This is a genomic window from Paenibacillus sp. FSL R5-0749 (assembly GCF_038595085.1).
Taxonomy (GTDB): Bacteria; Bacillota; Bacilli; order Paenibacillales; family Paenibacillaceae; genus Paenibacillus.
In genome coordinates this window covers 1,841,911-1,858,165 of sequence record NZ_CP152005.1, presented here as the reverse complement: position 1 = coordinate 1,858,165, position 16,255 = coordinate 1,841,911, and the positions used below count along the sequence as shown (strand labels likewise).

The window sequence follows — 16,255 nt, the reverse complement described above, 5'->3', positions numbered from 1 at the left end:
TCAACATTTTTATTGTTAACATTTTCTATTTATTCTGATAAAATGCTGATAATATGGTTAAAACCCTGTTTTTACACTTACTAAAATCCTTATTCCTAAGTACACCTTATTAAAACCACAAATATAACTTTTATTATTTTGTTATTTTTAAATAATAACAAAATAATAATTTTACAGACAAAATTCGTCATTCTATCTGAAAATGTGCTTATCTTCACGTGGATTGCGTATCCTGAAATGCTGTGCTTCTCTAACATTTTGAATTCTCTGTCCGTTATTAGATTAAGAGAAATACATCATGCTATACTAGAATCAGTTGGATATCGCTCCAAACAAGGAATACGGCAGAATTACGAGTGTAAGGATGGTATGATGAAAACGAAGGTAACAATTCAGGAGATTGCACATTTTACAGGTTTGTCGAAATTCGCGGTGTCACGAGCTTTATCTGGAAAATCGGGAGTCAGCGATCAGACGAGGGATGTCATTCTCAAGGCCGCTGGCAAACTTGGGTATTTCAAAGATAACAGCCTCTTGTCTGGTGAACTGTCTCACAACAGTGAATCATCACATGACTCGAAAAACACACGTTCAAGCGGTACCATCTTGATTTTGTTTCCCAATGTTCGATACCAAAATCAGGACTCCGTATACTGGGGACCCGTCTTTAACGGGATTTCTTCCAAGCTGAACCAAAAAGGCATTAATATTCTAACCTTGACGGAACCATCCGCAGACCAGCTATTCACCCTACTCAACCCGGATGCCATTCGTGGAATCATTACCGTTGGCTCGATCTCGACCCCGATTCTGCTTGAAATCAAGCGGCTCAGTATTCCGGTTGTCATGGTCGATCATCTGGATCCTGTTTTTCACAGTGATAGCATATTCACCGATAACTTTGCATCCATGCGGGAGATCATGCTCTATTTGCTCCGCAAGGGCTTCAAAACTTTCCAGTTCGTTGGAAATATCGGGGATGCTCAAAGCTTCTATGAACGCTGGATTGCATACACTTCTGTACTTATGGGCCATGGGATGGAAATAAGTCAGATTCCCGAGCTGAGCAATCAGGCATTGGATGAGTTCCGCCAGACGTTCACTTCGGTAATCCATAAGGATAATCTGCCTGAAGTGTTTGTATGTGCGAATGATTTTTATGGGCTATATACCATAGAAGCCCTTGAGAGTATGGGGATTCGTGTACCCGATCAGTGCGTTGTCACGGGATTTGATAATCTATACGACCATATCCCATTACTGGCTACAGTCAATGTGAACAAGGAATTGCTCGGTGCGCGTGCGGTAGATCAGATGTTATGGCGCATAGCGAATCCAGAAAGCAATGTCGAGAAAAAGTTGATTCTTGCTGACGTCATCATCCGTGAACAGTTCGGCAAGCATAGCGGATAAAAGCAGAATATATGGTGGTAAATATGTGATAATACACATATTGAAGCATGCATGGAATAAAGTTTGTGTCCACACAGAACCACACGCCAAACACCCCTTTAACCGTATTTGAGCGGCTATCGGGGTATTTGCATTGTGTATGTTGTGTTCTACGTATCTGTACGCACATCATCCCACTCCTGATCCAGATAACAGATCAGCCAGTTCAAAGCACGGTGACGTTCATAAGCCACTCCACCATTCAAGCCGGCGGGAGGTGTTTTGTCATTGACACGACTATCCACACACACCCAGTTATAACGGTAGATCAGATCTGCTTCATCCAGAATCTCGCTCTTGCTACGCAGAGATGCACCGGAGAGAAAGTCGGCAAAGCTGTCCTTCTGTTGCAAATAACCGACATCCTTCCCTACGTTACACAACTCCGTTGGTGCACCCAATTTCTCCACATAACCAAGCGCCCACAACATGACGTGGTACGCCTCATATCCCCAAGAGAAGGCAATGATCTCGTGCTGCTCCGCTCCGTGTTGGTCGATAAACTTCTTCTCTAGGGGTGAAAAAAAGGAGTCAGCCTCATACTTGTCGATCACTTCCTGAACCAGAGCTGCGGTATCGTCCGCGCTTTCGCCTGCTCCCAGACACTCTCCCTTCAGCGCGGCAAGACACAAGGCAACCGCACGGCGCGCGACTTCCTCTTTACTCCGAATGGTGGTGTGCTCTTCTCCGGCCCTTGCAGGCAAGTTCGCATTATAAGGAATGCCTTGTTCCGTCAACCGTTGCTCTGAACGGTCTTTACGTTGAATTGCAGACTCTGTCTGGGTTCCAGCATCGTCCAGGAAACTGGTGTGCGCTGTCACCGTGTAATCCTCAACCTCAGATTCTCCATTCACGTCCAGCAATAACTGGCCATGTGCATTCAGCAGAGATCCTCCTCCCCAGAAAATGACGGCATCCAGAGCATCCGCCAAGCGCAGCAATTCGCCGAAGAATTCTTCCGAGATATCCTCTTCTGTCTCAATACCAATCACCATGTTCAGTGTGGAACATTTAATCAATACCTTTTCCTGGAGCGAAGCATTGCGCCCCTCAATCTGACTCAAAAATCCAAGCATCCCCTGAATCATGGTCGTAAATTCCTCAGGATGTGTCTGGCTGGTCATGATATTGAAACCTTTGGTTTTTTTACTCAGCCATTTTTTCTGAGTCACTTGAATATGGGTCTTGTCTTCCCTGCGTTTAATCGTACCCTCAGGATAAATGGATTGAATCACTTCAAACAGCTGATCCAGGTCAAACTGAGAGCTGTATATTGCACAATTTCTCATGAAGTTCACCCTCTCCGTTATCGTGTAAATGTTCAGTTGAACATATATGACTAATCCTTATACGGATCGAATTCATTACCTCCGGCCATGGCGACACCAACGGGACGTAGCACACGGTTGATTTTTAGCGTATTCGCATGTGCGTTCAGTACGTCTTGCAGTTTCTTATACACAAATGGACTTTCGTCTGTGCCCGCTCCCCGCAGTTCAACGCCGTAAGCACGAATCACCTCATGCATCTGTGCTTCGCTAATCTCACCGCCCATGCGTGTGCGCAGCTTGTAATTCATTTTGCCAGCCGCCTGGGTTCGGCTCATCGTGCGCCCTGCCCCATGTACGGTGCTGCGGAATGACTCGGTATTTTCTTCACTGTGGATCCCCTCCACAATCACCGAGATATCACCCATACTACCTCCGACAAAACCGAGCTGCCCAGGTGCCAGTGGCGTTGCACCTTTGCGAACCACGACGACCTCTTCACCCATATGCTGTTCTTTCCAGGCAAAGTTGTGATGGTTATGTACGGTGTATTCAGCATTTGCCCCGAGAATTCCAAGCACCTGTTCAATGACATAATCACGTCCTGCATAAGCGTATCTGCCCGCCAGAGTCATTCCATCCCAATACATATCACCCATTTCGCTGTTCAGGTTAAACAATGTAGGTGGCTGATCCATGGATTCACCCGGCGCTTTGCCACTGAACTGACGTCCTGCGGCAAGGTTAAGGAACCCACTCGCCACTTTGTGACCGAACCCGCGGCTGCCAAAGTGATTCGCGATCCACACCTTTCCCGTGGCCTCTTCTACAAAAATATCCACGAAATGATTGCCACTGCCTACGGTTCCAAGTTGGTTGCGTGCGAGCGTCTTCAGCTTATGCTGTAATCCTGGTTCAATGGTATCAAACAGCTTCCAGCTCGCGTCGTCGAACAGTTCATGATCCACGGGTGTTGGATTATTACGACCCACGCCGAAAGATATATTCGAATTGATGTCATCCATAATCGTCACAATCTGATCCCGAATATCATCCCACATCAGGTTGGTGCGCACAGCCTTGTTACCACAGGCAATATCATATCCGACACCTGACGGACTGATCATATTCCGATAAGCGACAACACCACCGATGGGTTGCGAGTAACCTTTGTGGTGGTCGGCCATCAGAGCCACACCCAAGACATCTCCATATTGCGAGCAAGTCACCGCCTGACTTACGGCGTTCTCCAGCGGCTCCCCCCAGACTTTAATGTTATCTACGATACGCATGATTGTGTTAACCTCCTATGTATTATTTTGAATATTTCATCTTAAATTTTGATCTGATACTTTCATTAGTTTAACAAAGATCAGCGTAGCTCGAAACGTTATCATCCTTCAGATCACCAATTATTTACACATAAAAAAAGAGAGCTCGGCTCCCTTTTATCACACGTTTGGAACTATTCACTTCTTGCTAATCTTAAATTTGAACGCCCAAGTCGCTGTGTTACCAGAATACCGACCTCTGTTCTCGGTCACCACCACAGAAAGCGTCTTGTTGGTTGACTTGGAGAACGAAGATAGTTTGACGTTGGTACTTTTACTCCCGTAATCGGGAATTTTGTCCTGTTCTTCAGCGACGGCCTCCAGTTTCAACGTACCTGTAGACTTCAGATTTAAGGTGACCGATGAACCCTCTTCCAGATCTTTGCCATTCACACTTGCTCCGATGGCCCATTCATTACCGACAGAATTGTTCTCGACAAGCTCTGCGCTCACCAACGTCACGGTGACCTTAACCGTTTTGGCGGCAGCATAGGAGGTTGGGGAACATACGGCGAATACCAGGCTCAGAATCATGAAAACATTAGCCCATTTTTTGAGCACGAGAGTGCCTCCCTCTTATTCGTTTCATTTGTTAAGACTATGCCTTATTCGCCATGTTCCTTAAGTAATCCTTCCACTTGTGTAAGAAATTTTCACTTGAATTATGTGTTCAAAAAGTGCGGTTTTCAGTACCAAGAAGATGGGATGAAGCTAGAAATGGAGTAGCAGAGCGTAGAGAAAACTACGTGAGCAACGGACATTTCGGCTGAATTCCATATTCGATGCTGAGATGCCACCAGGCATTCTTCGTAATCAAAATTGCACTTTTTGAACAACCTCTTGAATGGTTTTTTAAAGATGCTTCCGGTAACCCTGCACCTTCTCATCCTTGAAACCCAGCTTCTCATAAAATATATGCGCTTCCTTGCGCTGATCGCCAGACACCAGAATCATGTAACCACAGCCCAGATCTTTGGCAATCCGCTCAATCTGGAGCATCAATCTCTGCCCAATGCCCTGCCTACGCACTTGATCCGATACAATCACATTCTCTACCACCATGAACGGTTTGCATGGACCCACCAGATCCATACACTCAATCCCCATAACGGACCCAACCAGTTTACCATTGTGAAATGCACCAAGCACATGATAATGGGGATTCTGTTGTATGTAATGGAACATCTTTTTCATCTGCTGCTCATTGGTAGGCGTTCCCATCAACTCATTGTATAGCTGGCTTAGTGATGGTAAGTCTTCAAGTCCGATTTCTTTAATGGTAACCATTGTCATCCTCCTGATTTTATCCTATTTCGCGTATGTTTTCTTACGTGAGGTCCTTCTTAAAATAATAATGACTATGTCCAGTCGGTGCATTCTCGATCGTTGTGATCAATTGGTATCCGTGCTTCTTGTAAAATTCTGGTGCTTGATAGGAAAAGGTATTTAACATGACAAAATCACAAGATTTCTCTCGTGCAATTCGCTCGACTTCAAGCAACAACTGTGAACCATATCCCCGATGCCGCTGTTCAGAATCGACCCAGAGAATATCAACCTCCAGCCAGTTCCAGCAAAGTGTACTAATCACACCTGCAACAATCTCGCCAGTCTCATTTTTGATATTGAAATTCAACTCCTCGTAACGATGCCTTAATTCCTCGCCCACATGTGCAGCATTAAATGCAATAAGTTGCTGGCGAATATAATCTGAATCCTCTGAAGTACTTGGATTGATATTTCCTTTAGACATCCTCTTCTCCCCTATCATCATTACTCACAGCCTCATTCATTTCTTGCATATTTTAACATAAAGTTATCTCACACAAAATAAAAACAACGAACCTTCCATATAGGAAGGCACGTTGATGTAACTTGCATTAGTTCACATATGCTGTTCTAAGTTACGCTACTCTATTCCTCTCAGATCAACGTACACGTGACCTACACCGGTTCTGCCCAGAGGGTCGGTAGCTTTCACCTCAATCCGAATAGGCTCACTACTCGTCCCCAGTGCAGTAACGTATAGTTTCTGTCCAATCATTCTGACATCTGCCAGTTGTGGATCAGGGGAGTCAGCCTCTAGTGTGAGAGTTGATCTAACGTCATCTTCATCCTCAAACATAAAGGACAGGTCAATCTCAACCTCATCCCCATGAACATAAGCGGTATTACCCGCAGGTGCCTCTACCAATACAGGAGACGCATCATCGAAGTCATACCTGTCCAAACGTTGCAGCAACGTGTGATGCAGTGTGAAGTCAGGCTCTTCTCTCAGTGTTATGGGATTGTTACTCACATCCAGATATTGCAGATCAGGTAATCCAGCAATTCCAACGGGTAAATGAACAAGCTCATTACTGTTCATATCCAGTTCTTGCAAGGAGTCTAGTCCGCTCACATCCAATAAAGCAAGTCGATTATTCGCAAGATTCAGATACTCCAGCTGATCCAGTCCTGTCACATTAATTTGCGCAAGTTCGTTACCGGATAAATCAAGCCAATTCAAGCGATCAAATCCAGAGGCATCTGCTTTGCTTATTTCATTTCCGGAGAGGTCGATTTCAGTTACGTTCAGCCCTTTGAAGATCTCGACACCTGTCAGATCGGAAATGCCCGCATTTCTGGCATACAATCCTCCATTGGTCTGAATGAGAGCTTCCACCAATTCATCTTTGGTCAGTGGATCATCCACATCCTTTTGCAACCAATACGCAATAGCTCCAGCCAAATATGGATCAGGAAATTGACGACTTATCGTATTGGCCTGTACCTTAACGTTGAGTTGTGCCGTGACACTGGCACCCTGGACGTCAGCTGCTTTGATCGTCAACGTTGTTTCTCCAGCAGCCTGTGGAACAAGTCGAATCACTTTTTCTACGACAGTAGAGGAAACAATGGTTGCATCTCCGGTTATGACACTGAATTGCAATTCATCACCATCTGGATCACTAAAATACGTGGAGACATCCAAGTCCAATGCGGCATGATCTAGTGTAAGTTCCTGATCAGGCAAACCGCCACTACTAACCAGTGGCGCCCTGTTCCCCGTACCTGGATTGGACGGAGTGGAAGGATTCGTTGGCGTAGTTGGCGCAGATCCACCTCCTCCACCCGTACTTCCAGTTCCATTCCCTGGTGTCACCCCGGAATTACTGTTTGCGTTTCCTGCGCTATTGCCGCCTGAAGTTGTACCCTGCACCTCAATTCCCTTTCCTGGCTCATCAGGATTGGATTCCGAGTTGGTACCCCCTTGGTTCGCAGCTTTATCAAGCACTTGAATGACTTCAGTTGTGCGTAGCGCGATTACAGCCATTTCCTGTCTGGAGGTAGAACGCTTCGGCGCAAAGTTTCCATTGTCCCCTTTCAAGATTCCCAATTCAACAGCCTGTTGTACACTAGGCAATGCCCAGGCACTAATATCGGAAGTATCCTTAAATGACAACTCTTTGGTCAAATTTAATGTTTCACCATATCCTTTAGCCTTCAGAGCCCGAATAATTGTCGTTGCCAGCTCTTCCCTCGTTACCAGACCGGCAGGACGAAACGTACCATCGGGATAACCATTCATAATTCCTGCCACTTGAAGGGCATGAATATAGGTTCCATTCTCAGCGTTATGATCCAAATCCCTGAATAACAGATCTGGAAGCTGGACTGAGGACAACACGTTCAACTCCAATAGTTGAGCCAGCGTATACGCAAGGTCGCCTCTTGTTAACGTTGCGCTCGGGTTGAAATTCCCTGCTTTGTCCGCCAGAATCATCTGTTGCTCGGCAGCCCTTTCAATAGCTTGCTTGGCCCATGGTGCTGCCTGCTGCAAACCCCGAATGTTTACTGCATCAGTCGCTGCATGCACTGTCCCGGGAACAGAAATGACAGATAAAGACAGAAGGGCTGCCCAATAAGGCGAGACCTTACGGATCTTATTTTTCGTATGAACTTTACGTTCGGTTATTCGTGTTGACATCTCTTAACGTTACCTCCCACGTGAACATAACTCTGGTGTCAGCAAAGACTCGTCAGCGTTATTTGATTATCTTCATTGTAGGAGAGACCTTAACTCGAAAACAGTCTACAAAAGAGTAGACATCGTTTCACTACATCATAACAATCCCCGTTGCTCCGCAATCTGTACAGCATGAGTACGACTACTCGCACCCAACTTCGCGAACACTCGGCGAATGTGTGTATTAACGGTTCCGGGTGAAATGCCAAACTCGGCAGCAATCTGTTTGCTGGTCATGCCCTCAGCGATGTGACCGAATATTTTTTGCTCCATCGGGCTGAGTCCCACTTCCTTTGTATCCAGCTTCGCCTCTCCTACAGATGAGAGGCCGCCTCTTAACCGTTTGTCTCTTGCGAAAGCAGACAATAACTGTTTCACATAAGCCATTTTCACACCATCATCGTGTATTGCCTTCGTGCGACGCAGAGACAGGTAGTCCTGTAGTAGCCGCTTCATCTGTTCACCTTCAGCAACGAATGAACGGATATACCCTTCGGGTCCTCCCAGCACCAGAGCACGGGATAACGCCACAACACCGGCATCTGTAGATGCCTGCTTTTGCAGCATGATTGACTCTAGCAGAGCACACTCTACCTGTTCAGCAAGCAAGTCCCGTTCTTCAGCCAGTTTACGGATTCGTCTCAATTCCTCTCGTGCATAATCATACTGTTCAAGGATGATCATCGCACGTATGCGAACCATGGATCGAAAGATCTGATCACAGCTGAACTCAACAGCTGCATCTCCTTCGTTTGCAGGCTTAGTCAGAATGGTATGGGACGATTCCACCGGACTCATTTCAATTAAAATTCGGTGTTGATGTGCTTCCAGTACTGGCTGCCAGTATTCCATGTCCTTCACAGATAATAAACCTGATACCTGCTGAAGCAGCTTCAAACCTTCTTCAGGTCGGCCCATTGTAAGTTCAAGTCTGGCCTTGAGTACATACGCAGGAACGAGCAGCGCAGCCACCTTGATCTGCAAAGCCACTTCAAGCGCTCGGTCCGCATAACTTATCGCTTCTACAATTCGATCCTGTTCCATTAAAATCTCACCATATCCAACACCGTAATAGGACGTCACGTAGGCATGTTCAGCATACCAACGTTCCGTAATCGCCCCGAAGCAGGCTTCCCCACGCCTCAAGTAGCCATTAACACCATGAAAACTGCGCAGGCGCATGCTCTCTCTCCGGTCATAGTCCATATACTGAAAGGCAATATCATCGGGATATCCCTGATCAATATAGAACACCAAATAATGAGCCACCCCCTCTAAATCTCTGTTCAGATAGGCCATATAAGCTCGCATTACACATATAACTTGCAACAAATACTCGATAATCTCTGGTTCCAGCTGCCCTTGAAGATGCACCCGGATCACATGTTCCAGTTCATCAAGTTGCTTCACCATCTGTCCATAAGGCATTTCACGTGCAACAAGGAACAGATAAGACATATATAATTTGGGACGTGATTTCACGATCTCCAGTGGCACAACATCAAAGTATCGCCGGAGCGTCCACCACTCTCCCATAATAAAATGGGCGAACAACTCTTCCAGCAGTCTCGCTGCATCCTGCATATGCTGTCCGAGGATATAATGATCCAACGCTTCAGCCGTGTACCCTTGTTTCTCATACCAAACTGCAGCAAGACCATGTAATTCATTTACTTGTTCTGTGCCACAACGATCCAGTTCACGCTTTAGAAATGCATAGAACAAATGATGATAACGATACCAGTGTGCTTCCCGATCAAGTGGAACAAGAAAAAGATGCTCCTTCTCCAGTTGCCTTAACAATTGCGGAGCTTCCTGCATATTACTTAATACCTGACATAGACTGCTGTTCATTCTTCTCGTGATCGCTGTTCGGAGAAGAAATTGCTGCATTTGCGGTGACTGACGCTGGAATACCTCTTCGAGCAAGTAATCCGAAATCGTTCTCTCGCCAGTTGTTCCATAATCTTCACGAGACAGAGGTGATGATATCGAATTCATAGGGCTAACCGAAGCGTTTCCACCCCATGCGTGAGATAAAGCGAGCAGCTTCAAACCGGCAGCCCAACCCTCTGTCTGCTGTACCCATCCACGCGCATCTCCCCCGGTAATATCCAGGTGCATGATCTCTTGGCAAAATTCAATGCCCTCTTCTGGCGTAAATGCCAGTTCCTGAAGTGTATATTGCTTCAACTCACCTCTCAGACGCATCTTTTCAAGCATGAACGGAGGATATGTGCGACTAGACAGGACCAGATGAATGGATAGCGGAAGATTTTCAATAAAGTACTGCATCTGTTCATGAATCTCCGGCTGGGTAACTGCATGATAGTCATCCAGAATGAGTAGCGCATGTTGATTGGTCTGGGCAACACGGTTCAGCAATAATATCAATGCCGACCTGGGATCTACCGGGTACCGTTGCAAAAAATGCGGCAGTACATCCCCGCAGAGACCCTTACTCAAGCGATCCAGTGCATGAATAATGTAGAGCCAAAACTGAAGCGGGTCCTGATCTTTATCATCCAGGCAGACACAGGCTGCATGAATAGCTGCACTTCTCACCCAGCTACCTAAAAGTGTTGACTTCCCTGAACCCGCCGGGGCAGTCAACAACGTGACTTTGGATTGGAACAATTCTTCGTGTTGCAAACTTAGCCGTGGACGGTCCATTGTGTCCGCTGGCAAAGGTGGAAGTTCCAGTTTGGTTGTTAAAATCATAAATTGAAGCCAGTCCCCGTGGTGACCAGCGGTATGTTCCTGTTGCATGAGATCCTCCTGAATCAGCACCGTTGTGCCTGTTTTCCGATTCATTGTATGTATTTTCAGATACTCTAAGTATACAAGGAACCATGACTATGCCCCACATATTTTTGAACGGAAATCAACGACAAACAACCCCTGTACATGAAGTACAGGGTAACATTCGGATTATCGAACCATTATCCGATTGGCTCTTCTATTTTTCTGTCCGAAGCAACTGATAGTTCATTACAATATAATTCAATCCCGATAACAGCGTAACACCTGCCGCCAGCCATAATAGAATTAGGTCAACCCGAACCTCAGTCAGCAAACTGAACGAAACATTGTTCAACAAAATTGCAATAATCGCTGCCACCTGAAGCACCATTTTGATCTTGCCATATCGATCGGCTGCAAGAGCAATGCCCTGCTCCGTTGCCACCATTCGTAACGCTGTAATAACTATTTCACGCCCAATAATGATTACAGCAATCCATGAACTGATCATATTCTCCTGAATCATCAGGATTAACGCTACCGCAATCAACAGTTTATCCGCTAGCGGATCAAGAAGCTTCCCCAGGTTCGTGATTTGATTATATTTTCTCGCTACATACCCATCCAATTTATCCGTACCTGCCGCTACTGCAAATATAATAAGTGCAAACAACAAGCTACTCTGATTAAGGAAACAGAGCATAAACAATGGAATCAACGCAATTCTTGCCAACGTGATTTTATTTGCATAATTCATTGAACATCACCTCTCCTCGATTCAAATGTTATCCGTGGATCAGATTCCGTGACTCTATCATCATTTCGACTCAATTCCATTATCATCCTTTTTTCACGAGGTAATGTACTTAGAAAAAAAAGAACAGTCTGTATATATTACAGCTGCCCTTTACTCAAACTATTTTTGTTATATCAGCATACGCCCGATCCAATTCTACAAAGCTTCCTTAATCACCCGTTTATAATACCACACAGACAACAGACCAAAGATCGAATATAACAATGTATAGACAATCATGACAATGACCGTAGGTGTCGCCAGCTCCGTGCCAAAGAAAAACCAACCTGATTTCACGGCAAAGTAACTATGGCTCAATCCTACCATGAGTGGAATACCGAAGTTAAACAACTGCTTGATCTGAATGCCACGCAACAGATTGCCTCGCGTAAATCCGAGCTTTCGCAGAATGGTATAATTGCCCTTCTCCTCTTCACTCTCATTCATTTGTTTAAAGTACAGGATACATCCTGATGTAATTAAAAACGTCAAACCGAGGAATCCAACAATGAACATAATTAGGCCCATCGTGTTACGTTGGTTATTTCTGAACTCAACCTGGGAGAAACTTGGGGCTTCCAACTGCTGCTCCTTATATACGGCATAGGCATCTTCAGCCTGCCCCTCGTTCACAATACGTACACCATAGTAGTCAGCCCACTCGACTTTCTGCAGCTCGGGATCGATATCCTGCTTCAGTTGCTGATATACCGTCTCATCCACGACCGCTACAGGCGTGCCCCTAGTATAGTACGTGGGAAGGACGCCTTGTTTAGTTGTTCCGATCAGTTGTTGTGCCAGCCTATGTTTCAACCCGTGCAAGACGATTGGACCTTTCTCCTGAATGGAAATTAACTGCTGAATGGCATTTCCATATCCCATGAAGACCACTTCACCTGCTTGCACATCAATGTTATCTACCATGTTGTCACTCAGCACACTGCTGAACAACAGCTCCCCCATTGCGGAGTCATCCATCACTTCCTGTGCATCGATTTCAATATAGATAGGCTCTCTATGCTTCTCTTCATAAGCAATCTGTTTGTGTTCCAACTCCGCTACAAAACGACTTTTCACATCCTCCTGAGCAAAAGAGAAATCCTCCGGCAAACTTTCCTTGGCCTGAGCCTCTGCCGAATAATATGAAATGTAACTGAGTGACAACATGCCAATCGCAAGCGCAGATACGGTTGTAATAATCGTGAGCAGCAGGGCATTAGACTTCATGCGGAACATGATTGAAGATAACGATAACACCTCATGAATAGATAGGTAGCCGTTTTTGCTTTTGCGAACCAGATTAAAGATAAAACTTACCGACCCCTTATAGAACAGGTATGTCCCCAGTATGACCGAGAACAGAATCAGGATCATCGTATACATCAACTGCTGCATATCCATTGCCTCACCACTGAACAGCCGAGCAGACACGAAGTATCCATACACCATCAGGGCAATGCCCAAGACGCCAACAAACATCTGTCCAAACGACATCTTCTGCACCTGCTGCTCCGAAGTGGCCGACACCCGAAAGAGCGAGAGAATACTCTGGCGCTTGATAAAGATGTAATTCATCAGCATGATGAGCAGATACATCATCGTAAAGACGATCACCGTTTGCAGCAGTGCCATCGGAGAAAAGTACAGTTTGGTAATCGCATCCACACCGAGAATTTTGAACAATATCATCAATACAAGCTTGGACGCAAGAAAACCAATCAACACACCAATGGCCATGGAGCCAAAATAAAGGATACTGTTCTCGGCGCTCAAAATACCAAAAATTCTGCCCTTCGTCAGTCCAATCAACTGAAATAATCCAATTTCTTTGCTGCGTCGCTTAATAAAAATGGTATTGGCATATAACAGAAAAATACCGACAATACCGATTAATAATACCGAAGATGCGCCTATGGCTGCCGCACCTTTTGTTGAAGCAGCTACCTCATCCATGGAAGGATCATACTGTAACGTCACAAAGGAAAAATACAAAGCCACACTGAACACAAGCGCAAATACATAGAGATAATAATTCTTCAAGTTTTTCCTTAAATTACGGAAGATAATATAATTCAAGCTCATTGCTGCACACCACCCAATACGCCCTGGGTTTTGATAATGTCATTAAAGAACGATTGCCGGGACTCGTCTCCTTTATTCAGCTGGGTGTAGATCTGACCGTCTCGAATGAAGATCACTCTGCTGCAATAACTTGCAGCAACCGGATCATGGGTAACCATAATAATGGTTGCCTTTCGGGTACTGTTCATCTCACTTAACTTGCCGAGCAGATCGGAGGCAGACTTGGAATCGAGCGCTCCGGTTGGCTCATCCGCAAAGATGATACTTGGCTCATGGACAAATGCTCGTGCTGCTGAAGTCCGCTGCTTCTGCCCACCTGAAATCTCGGATGGATACTTGTCCTTCAATTCGTAGATGCCCAGTTCATTGGCAATCTGTTCAAACTTCCGGTGTGCCTCCTGTTTTGGAATACTCGTGATCGAGAGCGGCAATAATACATTTTCCTTCACCGTAAGGGTATCCAGCAGATTATATTCCTGAAAAATAAAGCCCAGATGATGTTTGCGGAACTCAGCCAGCTGTTTCTCCTTCATTCCGGTGAATTCCTTGCCCTCAATATCAATCGTGCCCTGGCTCACCCGATCGATGGAGGAAAGTACATTAAGCAGTGTCGTTTTACCCGAACCCGATGGCCCCATAATAACGACAAACTCTCCCTTGCTTACCCCGAGATCAATCCCCTTCAGCACTTCCTGTTTATTCAGTTTATTACCATAGACTTTATGAATTTTTTTGGCTTCCAGTATCCACATATCCCACTCACTCCTCTTTGAACTTCTGCAAAATGCCCATGTCTATATCATAGGCGGGATGTGCAGTGTTATCGTGTGATTCACCGAACAAAACCAAAAAGCATGTGACATTATTGTCACACGCCTGCAAGATGCACCATGTCGTTCTTTCGCGGAAAAGTAAGTGTGACGGTAGTGCCCTCGCCAGGAGAAGACTCTACATGAATGCGCATATGAAGGGTTTGGACCACCTGACGAACCAGATACAGCCCCATCCCAGTCGCCGCTCCATCCATTCTGCCTCGGGTAGACGTAAATCCTTTATCAAATATACGCGGCAGATCCTGAGCCTCAATCCCTCGCCCGTGATCCTTAATCCTCAGTATGACATGTCCATCCTGTTCCCGACTTTCAATGAGGATGTCCGATGAATCGCTATATTTCACCGCATTGCTCAACAACTGCCGGAGGATGAAGCCTAACCATTTGCTGTCTGTGAGCACACGCGATACCATCAACGACACATCAAAGCCAATCCCCTTGGATATGCACCACGATCTCAGTGCTCGAATCTCACTATTCAATATCGGTTCAAATTCCGTCTCTTCGATGAACAGATCATTATGCATGAACGGAATCCGCTTCTGATGAAGCTGCTGATCCAGCAACTGATGGATTCGTAACCATTCATATGTCATTTGGCTCTGTAGCTTATCATCTGGCAAGCGCTCGATCATCAGTTGCAACGCAGTCAGTGGGGTCTTCACCTCATGAATCCAGGACAACATCTCGTCCTTCTCCTGTTCCAGAGCGATAAAATGATGTGACGACTCCTTACGATATCGCTGTGTCTGGGAACTGAGGGCCTCATGTACGATGTGCTCATACGGACTATCGGCGATATCGAGTTCTCCCAGATTATAAGTTTGATCCCAGGTGCTCAACTTTTTATAGAAACGAGTCTCTTTCAGATATCTCGCCCAGATAAAAACAAGACATACCACCACATTCAGCACTACGATATACATCACAGATTGGAATGGAATAGACGAGTCCATGTAAGCTACCAATAAAATAATAAGTTGTATGCTTACCAGTAGACATAACCAACTAGCCCTTTCTCGTATGTACTTTCCGATCATGCTTCTGCCTCTTCCGTTGCCATGTAACCCTGACCTACCTTGGTTTCAATGTATCGCTCCAAGCCGATGGGTTCAAGCTTCTTTCGTAACCGATTAACGTTAACCGTCAGCGTATTATCACTCACGAAATGCTCATGATCCCACAAGCTCCGGATGAGATCCTCACGGGTAACGATCTGATTTTTGTGCTCCACCAGCACTTTAAGGATGAACATCTCATTTTTGGTTAACAGAACAGATTCATCCCTGCAAGTGAGTGTATTTTTCACATATTCAATTGCAGCACCGCGCCAAGTCCGGAGTTCAATATGCTCTGTATTGTAGTTGTACACCCTCCGCAGAGTTGCCTGAATCTTGGCAATCAATACATCGAAGTGAAACGGCTTCTGGATAAAATCGTCTGCACCCAAATGCATGGACATGACCATATCCGCAGGATGATCCCGTGAGGACAAAAAGATAATCGGCACATTGGAATGCGAACGAATGATTCGACACCAATGGAACCCGTCATATTGGGGCAACTGAATATCAATAATGACCAATTGCGGCTGAATTACGCTGTACTCCTGCAATACCTTGCCAAAGTCCTGCACACCATACACGTCATACGACCATTGGGATAACCGTTCCTTGATTTCATTAAATAACGATTCGTCGTCTTCAATGAGCATAATTTTAAACAAGAGAGTTCACCACGTT

13 protein-coding genes are annotated in these 16,255 nt (G+C 45.5%); 1 reads left to right on the top strand and 12 read right to left on the bottom strand.

Going from position 1 to position 16,255, the window contains the following annotated elements:
* Positions 1 to 369: 369 nt before the first annotated feature.
* Positions 370 to 1,413: a LacI family DNA-binding transcriptional regulator gene (locus tag MKY85_RS08375; protein ID WP_342572361.1), complete on the top strand. Its 1,044-nt coding sequence runs from the start codon at positions 370 to 372 to the stop codon at positions 1,411 to 1,413.
* A 149-nt stretch (positions 1,414 to 1,562) separates the two neighbouring features.
* Here MKY85_RS08375 and MKY85_RS08370 read toward each other — a convergent pair whose 3' ends face one another.
* The 12 genes from MKY85_RS08370 to MKY85_RS08315 form a co-directional block, all read right to left on the bottom strand.
* Positions 1,563 to 2,741 carry a DUF4272 domain-containing protein gene (locus MKY85_RS08370; RefSeq protein WP_342572360.1) on the bottom strand — a complete coding sequence of 393 codons (1,179 nt, stop codon included), beginning with the start codon at positions 2,739 to 2,741 and terminating at the stop codon, positions 1,563 to 1,565.
* Between the two features lie 50 nt (positions 2,742 to 2,791).
* A complete protein-coding gene (locus MKY85_RS08365; RefSeq protein WP_342572359.1) occupies positions 2,792 to 4,012 on the bottom strand; it encodes an RtcB family protein in 1,221 nt (406 codons plus the stop codon).
* Between the two features lie 177 nt (positions 4,013 to 4,189).
* The gene (locus MKY85_RS08360; RefSeq protein ID WP_342572358.1) at positions 4,190 to 4,612 is read right to left on the bottom strand and encodes a hypothetical protein; all 423 of its coding nucleotides are present in this window, start codon (positions 4,610 to 4,612) and stop codon (positions 4,190 to 4,192) included.
* 291 nt (positions 4,613 to 4,903) lie between these two features.
* A complete protein-coding gene (locus tag MKY85_RS08355; protein ID WP_342572357.1) occupies positions 4,904 to 5,338 on the bottom strand; it encodes a GNAT family N-acetyltransferase in 435 nt (144 codons plus the stop codon).
* Positions 5,339 to 5,378: 40 nt separating this feature from the next.
* Positions 5,379 to 5,804 carry a GNAT family N-acetyltransferase gene (locus MKY85_RS08350; protein ID WP_342572356.1) on the bottom strand — a complete coding sequence of 142 codons (426 nt, stop codon included), beginning with the start codon at positions 5,802 to 5,804 and terminating at the stop codon, positions 5,379 to 5,381.
* Between the two features lie 156 nt (positions 5,805 to 5,960).
* Positions 5,961 to 8,021, bottom strand: a complete 2,061-nt coding sequence (locus MKY85_RS08345) for an S-layer homology domain-containing protein (protein WP_342572355.1) — start codon at positions 8,019 to 8,021, stop codon at positions 5,961 to 5,963.
* Between the two features lie 135 nt (positions 8,022 to 8,156).
* Complete coding sequence (locus MKY85_RS08340) at positions 8,157 to 10,829, bottom strand: LuxR C-terminal-related transcriptional regulator (protein WP_342572354.1); 2,673 nt, start codon at positions 10,827 to 10,829, stop codon at positions 8,157 to 8,159.
* 190 nt (positions 10,830 to 11,019) lie between these two features.
* Positions 11,020 to 11,559: a CDP-diacylglycerol--glycerol-3-phosphate 3-phosphatidyltransferase gene (gene pgsA, locus MKY85_RS08335; RefSeq protein WP_342572353.1), complete on the bottom strand. Its 540-nt coding sequence runs from the start codon at positions 11,557 to 11,559 to the stop codon at positions 11,020 to 11,022.
* A 195-nt stretch (positions 11,560 to 11,754) separates the two neighbouring features.
* Positions 11,755 to 13,680, bottom strand: coding sequence for an ABC transporter permease (locus MKY85_RS08330; RefSeq protein WP_342572352.1), 1,926 nt, complete (start codon positions 13,678 to 13,680; stop codon positions 11,755 to 11,757).
* Positions 13,677 to 14,432 carry an ABC transporter ATP-binding protein gene (locus MKY85_RS08325; RefSeq protein ID WP_342572351.1) on the bottom strand — a complete coding sequence of 252 codons (756 nt, stop codon included), beginning with the start codon at positions 14,430 to 14,432 and terminating at the stop codon, positions 13,677 to 13,679. Before MKY85_RS08325 ends, MKY85_RS08330 begins: the two co-directional genes overlap by 4 nt.
* A gap of 116 nt (positions 14,433 to 14,548) precedes the next feature.
* Positions 14,549 to 15,553 (bottom strand): sensor histidine kinase, encoded by a 1,005-nt coding sequence (locus MKY85_RS08320; protein ID WP_342572350.1) that lies wholly within the window; start codon positions 15,551 to 15,553, stop codon positions 14,549 to 14,551.
* Complete coding sequence (locus MKY85_RS08315) at positions 15,550 to 16,239, bottom strand: response regulator transcription factor (protein WP_342572349.1); 690 nt, start codon at positions 16,237 to 16,239, stop codon at positions 15,550 to 15,552. Before MKY85_RS08315 ends, MKY85_RS08320 begins: the two co-directional genes overlap by 4 nt.
* Positions 16,240 to 16,255 lie beyond the last annotated feature (16 nt).

What these genes read in the sequence shown, in the direction of transcription:
- MKY85_RS08325 (WP_342572351.1), bottom strand. Translation starts at nt 14,432, where the DNA reads ATGTGGATACTGGAAGCCAAAAAAATTCATAAAGTCTATGGTAATAAA.
- MKY85_RS08365 (WP_342572359.1), bottom strand. Translation starts at nt 4,012, where the DNA reads ATGCGTATCGTAGATAACATTAAAGTCTGGGGGGAGCCGCTGGAGAAC.
- MKY85_RS08355 (WP_342572357.1), bottom strand. Translation starts at nt 5,338, where the DNA reads ATGGTTACCATTAAAGAAATCGGACTTGAAGACTTACCATCACTAAGC.
- MKY85_RS08345 (WP_342572355.1), bottom strand. Translation starts at nt 8,021, where the DNA reads ATGTCAACACGAATAACCGAACGTAAAGTTCATACGAAAAATAAGATC.
- pgsA (WP_342572353.1), bottom strand. Translation starts at nt 11,559, where the DNA reads ATGAATTATGCAAATAAAATCACGTTGGCAAGAATTGCGTTGATTCCA.
- MKY85_RS08330 (WP_342572352.1), bottom strand. Translation starts at nt 13,680, where the DNA reads ATGAGCTTGAATTATATTATCTTCCGTAATTTAAGGAAAAACTTGAAG.
- MKY85_RS08370 (WP_342572360.1), bottom strand. Translation starts at nt 2,741, where the DNA reads ATGAGAAATTGTGCAATATACAGCTCTCAGTTTGACCTGGATCAGCTG.
- MKY85_RS08350 (WP_342572356.1), bottom strand. Translation starts at nt 5,804, where the DNA reads ATGTCTAAAGGAAATATCAATCCAAGTACTTCAGAGGATTCAGATTAT.
- MKY85_RS08375 (WP_342572361.1), top strand. Translation starts at nt 370, where the DNA reads ATGATGAAAACGAAGGTAACAATTCAGGAGATTGCACATTTTACAGGT.
- MKY85_RS08320 (WP_342572350.1), bottom strand. Translation starts at nt 15,553, where the DNA reads ATGATCGGAAAGTACATACGAGAAAGGGCTAGTTGGTTATGTCTACTG.
- MKY85_RS08340 (WP_342572354.1), bottom strand. Translation starts at nt 10,829, where the DNA reads ATGCAACAGGAACATACCGCTGGTCACCACGGGGACTGGCTTCAATTT.